The organism is Azospirillum isscasi, assembly GCF_030849505.1.
Classification (GTDB): domain Bacteria; phylum Pseudomonadota; class Alphaproteobacteria; order Azospirillales; family Azospirillaceae; genus Azospirillum; species Azospirillum isscasi.
Genome location: NZ_JAUJFI010000007.1, coordinates 18,640 through 35,648 on the forward strand (window position 1 = coordinate 18,640; position 17,009 = coordinate 35,648).

Sequence of the window (17,009 nt, forward strand, 5' to 3'; positions counted from 1 at the left end):
ACGAAGGCTGCAAAACGGACCGGTCCCTTTCGGGGGCTGGAACCACACGCATTTTGCCAAGAGCGGAGGCACCAGCGGATGACCGCGAAAATCGCCGTGAACGGCGTCACCCGGATTTTCGGGCGCCACCCCCGTCAGGCGCTCGACCTGCTGAAGGCAGGACACTCCAAGGACGAGATCTTCAAACGGACCGGCCAGACCGTCGGTGTCCAGGACGCCAGCTTCGAGGTCGAGGCCGGCGAGATCTTCGTCATCATGGGCCTGTCGGGCTCCGGCAAATCGACCCTCGTCCGGATGCTCAACCGGCTGATCGATCCGACCGCGGGCGAGATTCTCATCGACGGGCGGGACATCACCAAACTGTCGCGCGCCGACCTGACCGAGCTGCGGCGGCGCGACCTGGGCATGGTGTTCCAGTCCTTCGCCCTGCTGCCGCACCTGCGGGTGTGGGAGAACGCGGCCTTCGGGCTGGAGATCGCCGGGGAAAGCCTGAAGGCCCGGCGCGACAAGGCGCAGCAGGCGTTGGACGCGGTCGGTCTCGGCGCCTACGCGGAGAGCTTCCCGCGGGAGCTGTCGGGCGGCATGCAGCAGCGCGTCGGCCTCGCCCGCGCGCTCGCCAACGAGCCGTCCGTGCTTCTGATGGACGAAGCCTTCTCGGCGCTCGACCCGCTGATCCGGACGGAGATGCAGGACGAACTGCTGCGCCTCCAGGCCGAGCGGCAGCGCACCATCGTCTTCATCAGCCACGATCTGGACGAGGCGATCCGCATCGGCGACCGGCTGGCCATCATGGAGGGCGGGCGGATCATCCAGGTCGGGCGCCCCGACGAGATCCTGAAGCAGCCGGCCAACGACTACGTGCGCTCCTTCTTCCGCAACATCGACGTCACCAAGATCCTGACCGCGGGCGACATCGCGCGGCGCGATCAGGTGACGCTGATCCGTCACACCGGCGAAGGCCCGCGCGCCGCCGTCCGCCAGCTGCGCGAGCGCGACCGCGAGTTCGGCTATGTCCAGGACGGGCGCCGCCGCTTCCACGGCGTCGTGTCGGTGGAGACGCTGGTCACCGCCATCGAGCGGCACAACGGCTCCGCCACGCTGGACGAGGCGCTGCTGCCGGGCATCGAGCCGGTGCCCGCCGACCTGCCGATGGACGAGGTGCTGCCGCGCATCGCCTCGGCCCCGTGCCCGCTGCCGGTGGTGGACGGGCAGGGCGCCTATGTCGGGGCGATCTCCAAGACCGCCTACCTGGAAACCCTCGGACGGACGCGCTGACCATGGAATTCAAGCTTCCCATCGGCGATTGGGCCGACACCGCCGTGCTGTTCCTTCTGGACCATGCGCAATGGCTGTTCGACGGCATCGACCTCGCGGTCGGGGCGGTCGCGGACGGCGTTCAGACCGCCCTGACCGCGCTGCCCGGGGTGGCGCTGGCCGCCATCGTGGTGCTGATCGGGCTGTGGCGGAACGGCTGGCGCTTCGCGCTGTTCGCCGCGGCCGCGCTTCTGGTCGTCGCCGGGCTGGGCATGTGGCACCAGACGGTGGACACGCTGGCGCTGGTGCTGACGGCGACCGCCATCGCCCTGGTGGTCGGCGTTCCGCTGGGCATCGTCGCGGCGCGCAACGACCGGGTGGAGACGGTGGTCCGCCCGGCGCTCGACCTGATGCAGACCATGCCGGCCTTCGTCTACCTGATCCCGGCGGCCATGCTGTTCGGGCTGGGCCGGGTGCCGGGGATCATCGCCACGATCATCTTCGCCATGCCGCCGGTCGTCCGCCTGACCAGCCTGGGCATCCGGCAGGTCCCGCACGAGCTGGTGGAGGCCGGCCTCGCCTTCGGCTGCACGCCGCGCCAGCTTCTGTTCAAGGTGCAGATGCCGACGGCGCTGCCGTCGATCATGGCGGGCATCAACCAGACCATCATGCTGTCGCTGTCGATGGTCGTGATCGCCTCGATGATCGGGGCGGGCGGCGTCGGCAACGAGGTGCTGCGCGGCATCCAGCGGCTGGACATCGGCCTCGGCGTCGAAGGCGGGCTGGCCGTGGTGATCCTGGCGATCCTGCTCGACCGCATCACCCAGAGCTTCGGAACCACGGACACGGCGGGCCGCAGCCCCCGGTCCGTCCTGCGCGCCCTGCTGAGCCGCCGCCTTGCGGCCCAGCCGAAGGACGGCGCGCACCTGTCTCCCACGCACGGAGTCACGGAAGCGGGATGAACCGCCATCCCCAAAGCCATACAGGACAAAGGATTTTTGCATGAGACGCACGTTTCTGAAGATGATGGCCCTCGGTGTCGCCGCCGTGATCGGCGGCACCGCCCTGTCCTCCGCCGGGGCCGCCGCCGAGGACCGGAAGCCGGTCCGCATCGGCTGGACCGCCTGGTCCGACGCCGAGGCGGTGACCAAGCTCGCCCAACGCCTCATCCAGGAACGGCTGAACCAGCCGGTGGAGCTGGTGCTTGCCGACATCGGCCTTCAGTATCAGGGGCTTGCCAAGGGCGACCTGGATTTCATGATGATGTCCTGGCTGCCGACCACCCACGCCTCCTACCTGGGCAAGGTGGGCAAGGACATCGTGCCGCTGGGCATGCTCTACACCCGCGCCCGCCTGGGCTGGGCCGTGCCGGACTATGTGCCGGAAGATCAGGTGAAGACCATCGCCGATCTGGCGAAGCCCGAGGTCCGGGAGAAGCTGAAAGGCAAGATTCAGGGCATCGACCCCGGTTCGGGCCTGATGCAGGTGTCGGAGAAGGCGCTGAAGGGCTATGGCCTGACGGATTACGAGCTGGTGTCCGCCAGCGGCGCCGCGATGACCGCCGCGCTCGGCCGCGCCGAGCGGCGCGAGGACTGGATCGCCGTCACCGCCTGGAGCCCGCACTGGAAGTTCGCCAAGTGGAAGCTGCGCTACCTGGAGGACCCGAAGGGCTCGCTGGGCGGGCTGGAGCGCGTCCACGTCATGGCCCGCAAGAATTTCTACCAGGACCACCCGGAGGTCGCCGAGTTCCTGACCCGCATGTATCTGCCGCTGGAGGATCTGGAGAAGATCATGCTGGAGGCCGACGTCACTTCCTATGAGAAGGCGATCGACAGCTACATCACCAACAACAGGCAGCGGGTGGACTATTGGGTGACCGGCGCGATGCCGGCCTCGTGACGGAAGGCGATGCGCGGCGCCGGAGCGCCGCGCATCGGAGTCACCGTCCGGTGGAGTTGGCTTCGCGCGGCTCCGCCGTGGCCGGTGCGGACGAGGGTGCGGGGCGCCGGTCGCGGACCATCACGACCAGCAGGACGGCGCAGAGGATCAGCGCCAGCGCGGCGAAGGTGCGCAGCGGCGGCGTCTCGCCCAGCACGACGATGGCCCCGGTGACGCCGATCACCGGCACGATCAGCGAACTGACCGACGCCTGCGCGACGCTCAGCCGCCGCACGATGGCGAACCACAGCAGATAACCGCCGACCATCGCCACCAGCAGATGGAAGACCAGAGCGACCGCCACCCGCGGCTCCAGCGCCAGCGTCGGGGCGGGGTCCAGCGCCAGGGCGAAGGGCAGCACCACCGGCAGGGAGATGGCGAACTGCCAGCCGGTGATGGCGTTCGGACCCATGGTCCAGGCCGTCCGCTTGATCAGGACGTTGCCCAGCGCCCAGCACAGCGCGCCGGTCAGCATGAAGGCCGGGCCGAGCGGCAGGGCGCCCATCCGCGCCAGATCGGGACCGAGCAGAACGGCCAGCCCGGCCAGCCCGCAGGCCAGCCCCATCCACTGGCGCGGCCCCGGGCGCTCGCCCAGGATCGGGATCGCCAGCAGCATCGCCCAGGCCGGCATGGTGTAGGCGATGATGGCCGCCCCGGAGGTCGCCATGTTCATCTGCCCGAAGGCGGAGCAGATGTTGAATCCCGCCATGTTCAGCAGGGCGACGGCGAACAGCGGCCAGCGCTGCCCGCGCGGCACGGCGAGCGATTCCCCGCGGGACCGCGCGTAGGCGAACAGCACCGCCGCTCCCACGGCGAATCCCAGGCTGCGCAGCGTCCAGGGCTGGATCTGGGTGAGGATGATCTTGACGGCGGGCCAGTTCAGGCCCCAGCAGACGCTGATGAGGCCCACCAGCGACAGATCCAGCGCCCGAGCGCGGCTTATCATGGCATGGGATTCCGGGTGTGGGGTGGTCGGGGGGATCGCACGTTCACTTCCCTCTGCCCTCCGGGGAGAAGGAGGGGACCCGCCGCGAGAGCGGTGGGGAGGGTGAGGGGGCCGGTGCGCCTGGGGCGCACCGCCAAGGGGCATGCTGACCCTTGGCAATCCCCTGGCACAGGCTGCGCCTGTGCTGTCCCCTCACCCTGACCCTCTCCCCAGGGGAAGAGGGGATTTCATATTTTCTCAGAACTTCACCGCGTCGCCGCCCTTCAGGGACAGCATGGCGCGGGCCTCGTCCGGGGTGGCGACCTCCAGGGCCAGCCCCTCGATCAGCTTGCGGACCATGGCGACCTGCTCGGCGTTGGAGGTGGCGAGGCGCCCCGGACCGGCCCACAGATTGTCCTCCAGCCCGACGCGCACGTTGCCGCCCAGCGCCAGCGCCTGCGTGGCGATGGGCATCTGGTTGCGTCCGGCGCCCAGCACCGACCACACATACTGGTCGCCGAACAGCCGGTCGGCGGTCCGCCTCATGTGCATCACGTCCTCCGGGTGCGGGCCGATGCCGCCCAGGATGCCGAACACCGACTGCACGAACAGCGGCGGCGTCACCAGCTTGCGGTCCAGGAAATGGGCCAGCGTGTAGAGGTGCGAGATGTCGTAGCACTCGAACTCGAAGCGCGTCCCGTTGCCGGAGCAGGTCTTCAGGATGTGCTCGATGTCCTTGAAGGTGTTCTTGAAGACGAGGTCGCGGCTGCCCTCCAGATAGGGGCGCTCCCAATCGTGCTGGAACTCTGTGAAGCGGTTCAGCATGGGGAACAGGCCGAAGTTCATCGTGCCCATGTTCAGCGACGCCACTTCCGGCTGGAAATGGGCGGCGGGACGCAGCCGGTCCTCCACCGTCATGGTGGCGCTGCCCCCGGTGGTGATGTTCACCACGGCCTTCGTCGCCTGCTTGATGCGCGGCAGGAAGCGCGCGAACAGCTCCGGGTCCTGGGTCGGGCGTCCGGTGTCCGGATCGCGGGCGTGCAGATGGACGATGGCGGCCCCGGCCTCCACCGCGGCGATGGCCTCCGCCGCGATCTGGTCCGGGGTCACCGGCAGGTGCGGCGACATGCTCGGCGTGTGGATGGAGCCGGTGACCGCGCAGGTGACGATCACCTTGCGCGCGGTCTTCCTGGGCGTGGTCATGGTTTTTCCTCCCTTTGTCGTTTCCCTCGCCACGATCCCCTCTCCCGGAGCGGGAGAGGGCCGCCTTTTCAGATCACCGCTTCGATCAGGAAGGGGCCCTTGCGGGCGAAGGCGGTCTTCAGAAGGCGGTTGAAGCTGTCCGCGTCGGTGGCTTGTCCGCCCTCCACCCCCATGCCGCGGGCCAGCGCCACCCAGTCGAGGTCCGGGCGACCAAGCTCGGTGCAGTTGCGGGCGTTCGGCCCCATGTCCTGGAAGCCCAGGTTGCCCAGCTCCCATTGCAGGATGCCGTAGCGGCGGTTGGCGAGGACGATGGTCACCACGTCGGCCTTCTCGCGCGCCTGGCTCCACAGGGCCTGCAACGTGTACATGCCGCTGCCGTCCGCCTGGACGTTCACCACCTTGCGGTCCGGGCAGGCGATCGCGGCGCCGAGGGCCAGCGGCATGCCGATGCCGATGGACCCGCCGGTGATGGTCAGCCAGTCGTGCGGGCGCGCCCCTGCACAGGGCGTGTAGAGCATGGGGCTGGAGGAGATGGCCTCGTCCACCACGATGGCGCCCTCCGGCAGCAGGGCCGCCAGCGATTGCCCGGCGCTGTCGGCGGTCAGCGCGCCGGTGGCAAGGGCGGGCTGGGCGAGCGGCTGCGCCGGAACGGGCAGGCCGGCGGCGCCCACCGCCTCGGCCAGCCAGCGCAGGGCGGCCAGAGCGTCGGCGTCCGGCGGGGCGGCGTCGTGGATCCGGCAGCCCTCCGGCGCCAGACGGCTGGGCTTGCCGGGATAGCCGAAGAAGCCCACCGGTTCCGTGGCGCCGATCAGCACGATGTGCTTCGCGCCGGCCAGCGCCGTGATGCCGAGGTCGATGGGGTAGGGGAAGCGCTCCACCGTCACGCGGCCCGCCCCGCGCTCGATGCGGGTGGCGCCGGTGTGGGCGTAGAGCTTCGCACCGGTGGCCGCGGCGATGCGCCCGGCCAGCGCCAGCCCTTCGGTCCGCGTGGCGAGGCCGTTCAGCATGATCACCACCCGCTCCCCGCTGCGCAGGGCGTCGGCGGCGGCGCGCAGGGCGGCGGCGTCCGGGGCGGTCGGGGCGGGCGGCTCCACGATGATCGGCTCCGCCGCCGCCGTGTCGTCCCAGGAGGAATCGGACGGCAGGATCAGCGTCGCCACGCCGCGCGGCGGGGTCAGGGCGGCACGGATCGCCTCCGCCGTGTCCGCGGCGACGGAGGCCGCGTCCGGCACCGTGCGCACCCAGGCCGACATGGGCCTCGCCAGGCCCTCCACATCGGCGGTCAGCGGCGCGTCGACGCCGCGGTGCCAGGTCGCGTGGTCGCCGACGATGTTGACCATCGGCACGCGGGCGCGCCGGGCGTTGTGCAGGTTGGCCAGCCCGTTCGCCAGCCCCGGCCCGAGATGCAGCAGCGTGGCCGCCGGGCGGTCGGTCATGCGGGCGTAGCCGTCCGCCGCCCCCGTCGCCACCCCTTCGAACAGCGTCGGGACGCAACGCGCGCCGGGCATGCTGTCGAAGGCGGCGAGCGCGTGCAGCTCCGACGTGCCGGGGTTGGCGAAGCAGGTGTCGACGCCGTTCGCCACCAGCGTGCGAACCAGGATTTCCGCGCCGATCATCGTGCCGCCTCCGCAAGTCCGCCTTCGAAACCATCTAGGAAGCTGGCGAGATTCACCGCCAGCGCGCCGCAGTCGTAGCCGCCCTCCTGCACCAGCACGGTCGGCAGGCCGGCGCCGGCGATCTTGCGGCCCAGCGTGGCGAAGCCCGGCGTCGTCACCTTGAAGAAGGCCAGCGGGTCGCCCGCGTAGGTGTCGAAGCCCAGCGACAGCACCAGCGCCTCCGGCCCGAAGGCGGCGATGTGGGCCAGCGCCTCGTCCACCGCTGTCAGGAAGGTGGCCTCCTCCGTGCCCATGGGCAGGGGGATGTTCAGGTTGCAGCCCAGCCCGCGGCCCTTGCCGCGCTCGTGCGCGTAGCCGGCGAACCAGGGGTAGAAGTTGTTGGGGTCGCCGTGGATCGACACGAACAGCACGTCGTCGCGCTCGTAGAAGATCGCCTGGGTGCCGTTGCCGTGATGGACGTCCACGTCGAACACGGCGACGCGCGGCGCGCGGCCCCGCTGGGCCAGAACCGGCAGCATCGCCTGGGCGGCGACGGCGGCGTTGTTGATGTAGCAGAAGCCCCCGGCCATGTCGCGCGACGCGTGATGCCCCGGCGGGCGGCACAGGGCGTAGGCCGCGCGCTCCTGCCCGCCGGCAACCGTCAGGGCGGCGTGGGCTGCGGTGTCGGCGCCGCCGCAGACGGCCTCCCAGGTGCCGGCGCCGATCGGGCAGGCGGTGTCCGACATGTGCCAGCCCGCCTGACCGACGATGCCCGTGGGATACTCGGCCATGTCGGTGTTGCGGTGGATGTTGGGAACGATGACCTCCGACGCGTCGGGCAGGGCCGACCAGCGGGCGTAGGCGGTTTCCAGGAAGCGCAGATAGTCGGCGGAATGGACCGCCGCGCGGGGGCCGGCGCCGTAGGACGGCGGCTCCTCCACCGTCACGCCGCGTGCCCGCAGGGAGCCGACGAGCGCCTCCGCCCGTTCCGCCTTCTCCGGCGAGGGCTTCGGCTGGCCGCGCACCAGGAAGGTGGGCGGACGATGGCGCAACTGGGCCTCGGCAAAGACATAGCGCATGCAAGGGCTCCCATGAATGAACCGGTCCCCTCTCCCCAGGGGGGAGAGGGGGCAGATGACGTTTACCCCGCCGCGGCCAGAACCGCGTCGGCCAGAACCGCGCAGCCGGACGCCGCGTGTTCGGGCTTGATGTTCTCCGCCTCGTTGTGGCTGAGGCCGCCCTCGCAGGGAATGAAGATCATGGCGGTCGGCACCTTGCGGGCGACATAGACCGCGTCATGGCCCGCCCCGGACACGATGTCGCGGTGGCTCAGGCCGCGCTGCTCCGCCGACCGGCGGACATGGCCGACCAGTTCCGGCGCGAAGAGCGTCGTGGGGAAGGCCCAGAAGTCGGTCAGTTCCAGGGTCAGGCCGCGCTTGTCCGCGATGGCGGCCAGCCGCTCGCGCAGCATCGCGTCCATGCGGGCGAGCGCGTCGGAGTCCGGATTGCGCAGGTCGATGGTGAACCAGATGCGGCCCGGAATGACGTTGCGGGAGTCCGGATGCACCTGCACGCGCCCGATGGTGGAGCAGGCGTCGCCGCCGACCTCCAGCGCGATGGCCTCGACCGCCTCCATCATCACGGCGGCGCCGGCCAGCGCGTCGCGGCGCAGGCGCATCGGCGTCGGTCCGGCGTGGGATTCGCGGCCCGTCACGGTTGCCTCGTACCAGCGCTGGCCCTGGGCTCCGGTGACGACGCCGATCTCGATATTTTCGCTCTCCAGCACCGGACCCTGCTCGATGTGCGCCTCGAAATAGGCGCCCATGGCGTGGCCGGTGACCGGGACGCTGCCCTTGTAGCCGATGCGCGCCAGCTCGTCGCCCAGCCGGATGCCGTCGTTGTCGCGGATGTCCAGCACATGGTCGAGCGTGAAGACGCCCATCGCCACGCCGGACCCCAGCATCGGCGGGGAAAAGCGTGCGCCCTCCTCGTTCGTCCAGACGATCAGCTCGATGGGGGCGTCCGTCTCGATGCCCTGGTCGTTGAAGCTGCGGACGACCTCCAGCCCGGCCAGCACGCCATAGATGCCGTCGAACCGCCCGCCGGTCGGCTGGGTGTCCAGATGGCTGCCCATGCAGACGGCGGGGCGGTCCGGGTTGCGGCCCGGACGGCGGGCGAAGATGTTGCCCACCTCGTCCACCGTCACGGTGCAGCCGGCCTCCTCGCACCAGCGCACGAACAGGTCGCGGCCTTCCTTGTCGAGGTCGCTCAGCGCCAGCCGGCACAGGCCGCCCTTCGGCGTCGCGCCGATCTTCGCGAGGTCCATCAGGGTCCGCCACAGGCGGTCGCCGTCGATTCGCAGCTCAGACATGTCCCTATCCCGATCCCAATTCCGAATTAATGTTGTGTCCCGTCGCGGAGCGTTGTCCGCAGAGCGTTCACCGTGGGCAGGCTCAGGCCCGCCCGTTCCGCCAGTTCCAGCGGCGCGTCCAGCACCGCCTCGATCTCCGCCCGCCGGCCCGCCGCCACGTCGGCGCGCAGCGCCGGGCGGATGCGGCCCGGATGCTGGGCCATGGTCCATACGTCCTCCAGCTTCGCCGCCGCCGGATGGCCGAGCGCCGCCGCCAGGGCGAGCAGTTCCTCCACCACCGCGGCGAAAGCGGGCTGGAGGTCCGCGTCGTGGGCGATCTCCTGCGCCGGTTTCCCGGTGGCGAGGCCCAGCAGGCCGAAGACGAAGGGCGCCAGAAGCGCCGTCCAGACCTCGGCCCGGATGTCCGCCACGGCCAGCGCGTTGAAGCCGCCCGCTCCGAACAGGGCCGCCAGATCGCCGGCGTCCTGCCCATCCGCCACCGGGCCGAGGGCGAGCCGCAGCCCGCCCAGATGCCGCAGATAGCCGGGGGACCGCCGCTCCACCGCCACGCGGGCGACCGCGCCGACGATGCGGTCCGCCGGGATGGCGTCCGTCAGAAGGCCCTTCGGATCGATGGCCGACAACGGTCCGCCGATGGCTTCCCCCGCCGGGTACCACCAGGGGATGCCGCCGACCACCGGCACCAGCCGCGTCTGCGGCCCCAGCAGCGGCAGCAGAAGGTCCAGCACCCCCGTCAGCAGCGGCGCCGGCACCGCCAGCACCACCACGTCCTGCGGGCCGAGCGACAGGGTGTCGTCGGTCACCAGGGGCCGCACCGTCACCGGACGGCCCGAGGGGCCTTCGACCGTCAGCCCTTCCCGCCGCAGCGTGTCCAGCGTCCGCCGCCGGGCGACCAGCGCGGCGGGCAGCCCGGCGGCGGTCAGCCGCGCGGCGATCAGCCCGCCGACCGCCCCGGCCCCGATGACGGCGACCTTCATCCGGTCCCCGTCAGGCGCTGTTGCGCAGGGCGGCCGACCGCCGCGTCACCGGAACCACGTCCTCCGGCACGGTCCAGCCCTTGCCGGGGATGGCGTCCAGCAGGGTGCGGGTGTAGCCGTGCTGCGGGTTGCCGAACACCTCCTTCGCCGGGCCGATCTCCACGATGCGGCCCTTCTGCATGACCGCGATGGTGTCGCAGATCTGGGCGGCGATGCGCAGGTCGTGGGTGATGAACAGCATCGACAGGTTCAGCCGGTGCCGCAGATCCTCCAGCAGATCCAGCACCTGCGCCTGCACCGACACGTCGAGCGCCGAGACCGGTTCGTCCGCGATCAGCAGCTTCGGCTCCAGCGCCAGGGCGCGGGCGATGGAGATGCGCTGCCGCTGCCCGCCGGAGAACTCGTGCGGGAAGCGCTCCGCCGCCGAGGCGTCGAGCCCGACGAGCGTCAGCAGCTCCTTCGCCTTGTCCAGCGCCCGGTGGCGGTCCTCGCCGAAGGCCACCGGCCCCTGGGTGATGATGTCGCCCACGGTGTGGCGCGGGTTCAGCGAGGCGTAGGGGTCCTGGAAGACCATCTGCACATGCCGCCGGTAGGGCCGGAAGGCCGGGCGCGACAGCGACAGCAGATCCACGCCCTCGAACAGGATCTTGCCGGAATCCGGCTTGATCAGCCCGACGATGGAGCGGCCCAGCGTGGACTTGCCGGACCCGGACTCGCCGACCAGCCCGACCGTCTCGCCCTGGTGGATGGTCAGCGACAGGTCGTCGCCCGCCACCACCTTGCGCCCCGGCGTGAAGAAGCCGCCGCCGATGTGGAAGGTCTTGCACACCTTCTGCGCCGTCAGCACCGGCTGGCGGTCGCGGGTGAAGTCCTCGCGATGCTCGATCAGGTGCGGCACGGCGGCGATGAGCTGCCGGGTGTAGGGGTGCTTCGGACGGTTCAGGACCTCCTCGGCGGCGCCGATCTCCACCAGCCGGCCCTTCTGCATCACCGCCACGCGGTGGGCGATTTCCGCCACCACGCCGAAGTCGTGGGTGATGAACATCACGCCCATGTGGCGCTTGGCCTGGATGTCGCGGATCAGCTCCAGGATCTGCTTCTGGGTGGTGACGTCGAGCGCGGTGGTCGGCTCGTCGGCGATCAGGACGTCCGGCTCCACCGCCAGCGCCATGGCGATCATCACGCGCTGGCGCTGGCCGCCCGACAGGCGGAACGGGTAGCTGCGGCGCAGATGGTCCGGCTCCGGCAGGCCGACGGAGGCCAGCAGCTCCACCACGCGCGCCCGGCGGGCGGCGCGGTCGAGCGCGGTGTGGTAGCGCAGCACCTCGTCGATCTGGTCGCCGACCCGCATCAGCGGGTTCAGCGCCGTCATCGGCTCCTGGAAGATCATGGCGATGCGCCCGCCGCGAAGTGCCCGCTGGTCGCGCTCCGGCAGGCTCAGCACGTCGGTGCCCTGGTGGCGGATGCCGCCGGACGACACCTTCACCGCCTTGGGCAGCAGCCCCATCACGGCGTGCGCGGTCATCGACTTGCCGGAGCCGGATTCGCCGACCACGCAGAGGATCTCCCCGCGCTCCAGCGTGAAGGTCAGGTCCTCCACGGCGTGCGGGCGGTCGGCGCCGCGCGGCAGGTCGATGGTCAGGTTGCGGACGTCGAGGAGAGTCGTCTCGGTCATCAGGAGCGGCCCTTCCGCGCCAGCTTCGGGTTCAGCGCGTCGTTCAGCCCTTCACCCACGAGGTTGAGGGCGAGCACGGTCAACAGGATCGCGATGCCGGGGAAGAAGCTCATCCACCAGGCCTGACGGATCACGGTGCGGGCGGCGCCCACCATGTAGCCCCAGCTCATCAGGTTCGGATCGCCGAGCCCGAGGAAGGAGAGGGAGCTTTCCAGAAGGATCGCCGTCGCCACCATCAGCGAGGCCGACACGATGATCGGGGACAGGCTGTTCGGCAGGATCTGGCGCCAGATGATCGTCAGGTTCGACTGGCCGGTGGTCACCGCGGCGTGCACGAACTCGCGGCTCCGCAGGCTCATGAACTCGCCGCGGGCCAGACGCGCCAGCGGCGGCCAGGACACGATGGCGATGGCCAGCACGATGGAGGTCAGCGACGGCGTGAAGATCGCCACCAGAACCACGGCCAGGACGAAGTTCGGGATGGTCTGGAACAGCTCGGTGAAGCGCATCACCAGATCGTCCACGCGCCCGCCGTAGAAGCCGGAGACGGCCCCCAGGAACACCCCGATCAGCACCGCGACCGCGGTGGAGGTCAGGCCGATCAGCAGCGACACCCGCGCGCCGTGGGCGATGCCCGACGCGATGTCGCGGCCCAGCGTGTCGGAGCCGAGCAGGGCGTCCTCCGACAGCGGCGGCTGGAAGGGCATGGCGGTCATGTCCCACGGGCTGGCCGGGTACAGCAGGTCGGCGAAGACCGCCATCAGGACGACCAGGGCCAGGAAGACCAGCCCGATCACGGCGCCCTTGTTGCGGGCGAAGGCGCCCCAGAAGCCGGAGCCCTTGCGGGCGGGGGTGATGGCCGCGGCGGTCATGGCGCCACCTCGATGCGCGGATCGACGAGGGAATAGATCAGGTCGGTCAGCAGGTTGAAGATCACCACCACCACCGAGGTCAGAAGGAAGATGCCGAGCAGGACCTGATAGTCGCGCTGCAGCACGGCCTCGAAGGCGAGGCGCCCGATGCCGGGGAGCGCGAAGACGGTCTCGATCAGGATGGAGCCGCCGATCAGGTGCCCCGCCTGGAACCCCGCCACGGTGATGACGGGCAGGATGGCGTTGCGCAGGATGTGCACCGACACGATGCGCCATTCCGGCAGGCCCTTGGCCCGCGCCGTCTTGACGAAATCCATGTCGCGCACCTCCAGGATCGAGGCGCGGGTCAGCCGGGTGTAGACGGCCATGTAGAAGAGGCCGAGCGTGGTCACCGGCAGCACGAGGTGCTTCGCCTTGTCGAGGAAGGCGTCCCAGCCGGTGTAGCCGGCGCCGATGGTCTCGGTGCCGAAGGCGGGCAGCCAGCCGAGATTGACCGAGAAGAGGAGGATCAGCATCAGGCCGATCCAGAAGATCGGCGTCGCGTAGGCGGTCAGGCCGACCACGGTGATGGCGGTGTCCGACCAGGTGCCGGCGCGCATGGCCGCCAGCGTGCCCAGCGCCACGCCGCCCAGCAGGGCCAGCACGAAGGCGGTCAGCGTCAGCGACAGGGTGACGGGCAGGCGGTCCATCAGCAGGTCGAAGACGGGACGCTGCTGGCGGTAGGAGTAGCCGAGGTCGGCCTGCACCACCTTGGACATGTAGGTGCCGAGCTGCTCGTACAGGGGCCGGTCGAGGCCGAACTGCTGGCGGAGCTGCTCGACGAACTGGGCATCGGCGGCCCCGGCCTCGCCCGCCATGACCGCGGCGGGGTCGCCCGGTGCGGCGTGGACCAGGAAGAAGTTGAACACGGCGATCGCCAGAACGACGAACACCGCCTTCACCAGCCTCTGTGAGATGAATAGGGCGATGCGGGGCATGTTGTCACTCCCGGGATGCGTGTTGCCTCCTCCCTTCCCTCCCCTGCGAAGCGGGGAAGGGAGGGGGCAACCGCTCCCTTTTCTTACTTCTTGACCATGTAAACGCTGTCGTAGCTCTCGTTCACGCCGATGGCGGTCGTGACGGCGTTCTTGAAGCGCTTGTCGAGGAAGGTCGGGAACTCCATCTCCAGCAGCCAGGCGACCGGAACGTCCTCGACCAGGATCTTCTGGGCGGCGGAGTAGAGCTGCTGGCGCTCCTCGTCCTTGTTGGTCTGGGCGGCCTGGGCGAACAGCTTGTCCACCTCAGGGTTGGAGTAGCCCATGGTGTTGGAGAACATCACGCCCTTGCGGATGTTTTCCGACACGTAGGTGCGGGTGACGCCGAGCGCCGGGTCGCCGTACTGGTAGACGAAGTTGAAGGACAGGTCGTAGTCCCAGTTGGACACGCGGTTGACCCAGCCGGCGGCGTCGGTGGTCTCCAGCGTCACGTCCACGCCGACGCGCTTCATCGCCTGCTTCACATACTCGCCCAGCCGGGTCCAGGTCTCGCCGTAGGGCATGACGAGCAGGCGGACCTTGGCGCGGGTGCCGTCGGCCCCCTTCTTGAAACCGGCCTCCTCAAGCAGCGCCTCGGCCTTCTTCGGGTCGTAGTCGTACTTGCGGACGTTGGGCTCGTGGAAGCGGGTGACCGAGTTCACCGGGCCGGTCGCCGGGCGGCCCAGGCCGAACCAGATCTTGTCGCGGATGAACTTGCGGTCGATGGCGTGCATCATCGCCTGCCGGAAGCGCTTGTCGTCCAGCGGCTTGTTGCGCGTGTTGATCTCGATCCAGGACAGCGGCGCGAAGAACTCGTAGCCCTTGGTCGTCATCTCGACGTTGGGCAGGCCCTTCAGGCGCGGGACGTCGAAGGTTTCGATGTCGTTGAACTGGGTCTGCTGGACGGTGCCCTGCTCCACGGCGACGGCGCGCGAGGCGGCGTCGGGGATCACGCGGAAATAGATGTCGTCCAGATAGGGCTTGCCCGCCTTCCAGTATTCGTCGTTGCGGACGAGATGGATGTAGGAGCCCTTCACCCACTCCTTGAACTTGAAGGGGCCGGTGCCGATGGGGGTGGCGTTGGCCGGGTTGGTCTTGTAGTCGGTGCCTTCATAGATGTGCTTCGGGATCATCGGGGCCGAAGACACTTCGAAGGACTGGAGGAACGGGCCGAACGGCTCCTTCAGGGTGAAGCGGACGGTGTGGTCGTCCAGCGCCTCGATCTTCTCGCACTTGGAGAAGGTGGCGCGGGCGCGCGGGTGCGCCTCGATCAGGAACTTGGAGGTGGAGAAGACCACGTCGTGGGCGGTGAAGGGCTTCCCATCGTGCCACTTGGCGTTCTTCACCAGCTTGAAGGTGTAGACCTTGCCGTCGGGCGACACCTCCCAGCTTTCCGCCAGTTCCGGCTGCGGGGTCAGATCGAAACCGAAGGTCAGCAGGCCCTGGTAGATCTTGCCGGCGACCGTCTGCGTCGGCGCCTGCTGGTTGAGGCCCAGCACCAGGATCGGCGGTTCCGGCTGGACGATGATGTTCATCGTGCCGCCGCGCTCCTGCGCGACGGCCACGCCGGGAACGGACAGCGCCACCGGCGCCGCCAGCGCGGCGGCCAGCGCCGCGGCGGTCAGGCTTTGTCGAAAATGGCGCAAACGATTGCTCATGTCTGAAGCCCCCTTATCGTTGATTCCAAATTGCTGATTCTAATCCGCGATCGGCTCCAGGCCGCACCAGTCGGCCATGAACAGCGCCAGCACGGCGGTCACCTTCGCCATGCTGTCGAGCGAGACGGACTCGTCGATTCCGTGGATGCGCTCCGCCTCCGGGCCGTAGCAGGTGGCCGGCGTGTCGCCGTAGAGCACGAAGTTGCGGACGTCGGTGGTGCAGGTCTGGGCCAGCTTCGGCGCCGGCGTCCCGAAGATCGATCGGTGCGCGGCGTCCAGCGCCTCCAGCATCGGATGATCGGGGGCCAGCGTGCAGCCCTCCGCCTGGAAGCCGCGGAAGATCACGCGGGCGTCGATCCCCTTGAGGTCGGAGTCGCTGCGGCAGGCATCGGCCACCGCGCGCTCGATCTCGGCGCTGACCTCGGCGGCGGCGCGGCCCGGCGGGAAGCCGAAGCGCAGCTCCATCCGGCAGCGGGTGGGGACGGAGGACGCCCATTCGCCGCCGTCGATGTGCCCGACGTTCAGGTTGTAGGGATGGTGGTGGTGGGCGTAGGCCGGATGCCGCCCGTCCGGATGGTTCCAGGCCGATTCCAGCGCCTTCAGATGCTTCAGCAGGCGGAAGGCCGCCTCGATGGCGTTCAGCCCGGCGCCGGTGTCCAGCACATGGGCGGGGCGGCCCGTCACCTCCAGCTCGCAGCGGATCACGCCGATCTGGGCGATCTGGAGCGTGTGGTTGAAGGGTTCCGGGATCACCGCGGCGTCGGCCTTGTAGCCGCGGGCGACGCAGGCGAGCGCGCCGTTGCCGGTGCATTCCTCCTCGACCACCGACTGGAGGTAGACCGGGGCGGCGGGCTGGACGCCCAAACTTTGCAGCGCCTTGAAGGCCATGACGTAGGCGGCGATGCCGGCCTTCATGTCGCCGGCCCCGCGCCCGTACAGCCGCCCGCCGCGGACCACCGGTTCGAAGGGCGGGGCGGACCACAGCTCCTCCGGCCCGGTCGGCACCACGTCGATGTGGCCGTTCAGGATCAGCGATTTGCCGGTCGCCTTCCGGGGCTTGTGGACGCCGACGACGTTCTCGCGGCCTTCGTACGAGATCAGCGAGGGGGACCAGCCGGGCTGGGCCTTCAGCGCCTCCTCGTCGATGGCGAAGCGGTCCACCTCCAGGCCCATGCCCTGGAAGATCCGTTCCATGAGATCCTGCGCCGGGCCTTCCCGCCCCAGCAGGCTGGGGCTCCGGACCAGATCGGACAGCAGGCGCACTCCGTCCTCGCGCAGCATTGCCACCGCGCCCAGGATCGCATCCCGGTCCACGGCTGCAATGTTCCGCTCACTCTCGTGGGATGCGGGCATGACGACTCCGTTCTTACCACTCCGCCGCGCAGTCGTCCGTGTGTGTCCGCAAATCTCCGGAAAGAAACTGTGGTGATTTCGACTTTTGGACTATGACTCCCGTTTTGCCCTGTTGGGCTGCGCCGGGGATCGACCGCTGACTACCGGCGTATTACAATTCAGCTTCTCATCCTCC

The 17,009-nt window shown here is 69.7% G+C and carries 14 protein-coding genes; 3 read left to right on the forward strand and 11 right to left on the reverse strand.

What is annotated here, in order from left to right; all coding sequences use genetic code 11:
* The first annotated feature begins 78 nt into the window (after positions 1-78).
* The 3 genes from proV to QSG27_RS03185 are packed head-to-tail and all read left to right on the forward strand — an operon-like array spanning position 79 to position 3,153.
* A complete protein-coding gene (proV, locus tag QSG27_RS03175; RefSeq protein WP_306703699.1) occupies positions 79-1,275 on the forward strand; it encodes a glycine betaine/L-proline ABC transporter ATP-binding protein ProV in 1,197 nt (398 codons plus the stop codon).
* A 2-nt stretch (positions 1,276-1,277) separates the two neighbouring features.
* Entirely contained in the window at positions 1,278-2,216 is a 939-nt protein-coding gene (locus tag QSG27_RS03180) for an ABC transporter permease (RefSeq protein ID WP_306703700.1), read from the forward strand.
* A gap of 40 nt (positions 2,217-2,256) precedes the next feature.
* Positions 2,257-3,153: a glycine betaine ABC transporter substrate-binding protein gene (locus QSG27_RS03185; protein ID WP_306703701.1), complete on the forward strand. Its 897-nt coding sequence runs from the start codon at positions 2,257-2,259 to the stop codon at positions 3,151-3,153.
* 40 nt (positions 3,154-3,193) lie between these two features.
* On the opposite strand, the gene QSG27_RS03190 is transcribed toward QSG27_RS03185, so the two are convergent.
* The 11 genes from QSG27_RS03190 to QSG27_RS03240 all read right to left on the reverse strand — a co-directional run bounded on the left by QSG27_RS03190 (position 3,194) and on the right by QSG27_RS03240 (position 16,795).
* A complete protein-coding gene (locus QSG27_RS03190) occupies positions 3,194-4,138 on the reverse strand; it encodes a DMT family transporter (RefSeq protein ID WP_306703702.1) in 945 nt (314 codons plus the stop codon).
* Between the two features lie 237 nt (positions 4,139-4,375).
* The gene (locus QSG27_RS03195; protein WP_306703703.1) at positions 4,376-5,320 is read right to left on the reverse strand and encodes a BKACE family enzyme; all 945 of its coding nucleotides are present in this window, start codon (positions 5,318-5,320) and stop codon (positions 4,376-4,378) included.
* Positions 5,321-5,388: 68 nt separating this feature from the next.
* The gene (locus QSG27_RS03200; RefSeq protein WP_306703704.1) at positions 5,389-6,936 is read right to left on the reverse strand and encodes an acetolactate synthase large subunit; all 1,548 of its coding nucleotides are present in this window, start codon (positions 6,934-6,936) and stop codon (positions 5,389-5,391) included.
* Positions 6,933-7,994: a histone deacetylase family protein gene (locus QSG27_RS03205; protein WP_306703705.1), complete on the reverse strand. Its 1,062-nt coding sequence runs from the start codon at positions 7,992-7,994 to the stop codon at positions 6,933-6,935. The genes QSG27_RS03200 and QSG27_RS03205 overlap by 4 nt, the downstream gene beginning before the upstream one ends.
* Before the next feature lie 62 nt (positions 7,995-8,056).
* Entirely contained in the window at positions 8,057-9,286 is a 1,230-nt protein-coding gene (locus tag QSG27_RS03210) for a Zn-dependent hydrolase (protein WP_306703706.1), read from the reverse strand.
* Between the two features lie 26 nt (positions 9,287-9,312).
* Positions 9,313-10,263 (reverse strand): ketopantoate reductase family protein, encoded by a 951-nt coding sequence (locus QSG27_RS03215; protein WP_306703707.1) that lies wholly within the window; start codon positions 10,261-10,263, stop codon positions 9,313-9,315.
* 10 nt (positions 10,264-10,273) lie between these two features.
* Positions 10,274-11,938, reverse strand: a complete 1,665-nt coding sequence (locus tag QSG27_RS03220) for an ABC transporter ATP-binding protein (protein ID WP_306703708.1) — start codon at positions 11,936-11,938, stop codon at positions 10,274-10,276.
* Positions 11,938-12,810, reverse strand: a complete 873-nt coding sequence (locus tag QSG27_RS03225) for an ABC transporter permease (protein WP_306703709.1) — start codon at positions 12,808-12,810, stop codon at positions 11,938-11,940. Before QSG27_RS03225 ends, QSG27_RS03220 begins: the two co-directional genes overlap by 1 nt.
* Positions 12,807-13,787, reverse strand: coding sequence for an ABC transporter permease (locus QSG27_RS03230; protein WP_306703710.1), 981 nt, complete (start codon positions 13,785-13,787; stop codon positions 12,807-12,809). The genes QSG27_RS03225 and QSG27_RS03230 overlap by 4 nt, the downstream gene beginning before the upstream one ends.
* Positions 13,788-13,870: 83 nt before the next feature.
* Entirely contained in the window at positions 13,871-15,481 is a 1,611-nt protein-coding gene (locus QSG27_RS03235) for an ABC transporter substrate-binding protein (RefSeq protein ID WP_306703711.1), read from the reverse strand.
* A 39-nt stretch (positions 15,482-15,520) separates the two neighbouring features.
* On the reverse strand, positions 15,521-16,795 hold the full coding sequence (locus tag QSG27_RS03240; protein WP_306703712.1) for a M20 family metallopeptidase: 1,275 nt from the start codon (positions 16,793-16,795) through the stop codon (positions 15,521-15,523).
* Between the last annotated feature and the right edge of the window lie 214 nt (positions 16,796-17,009).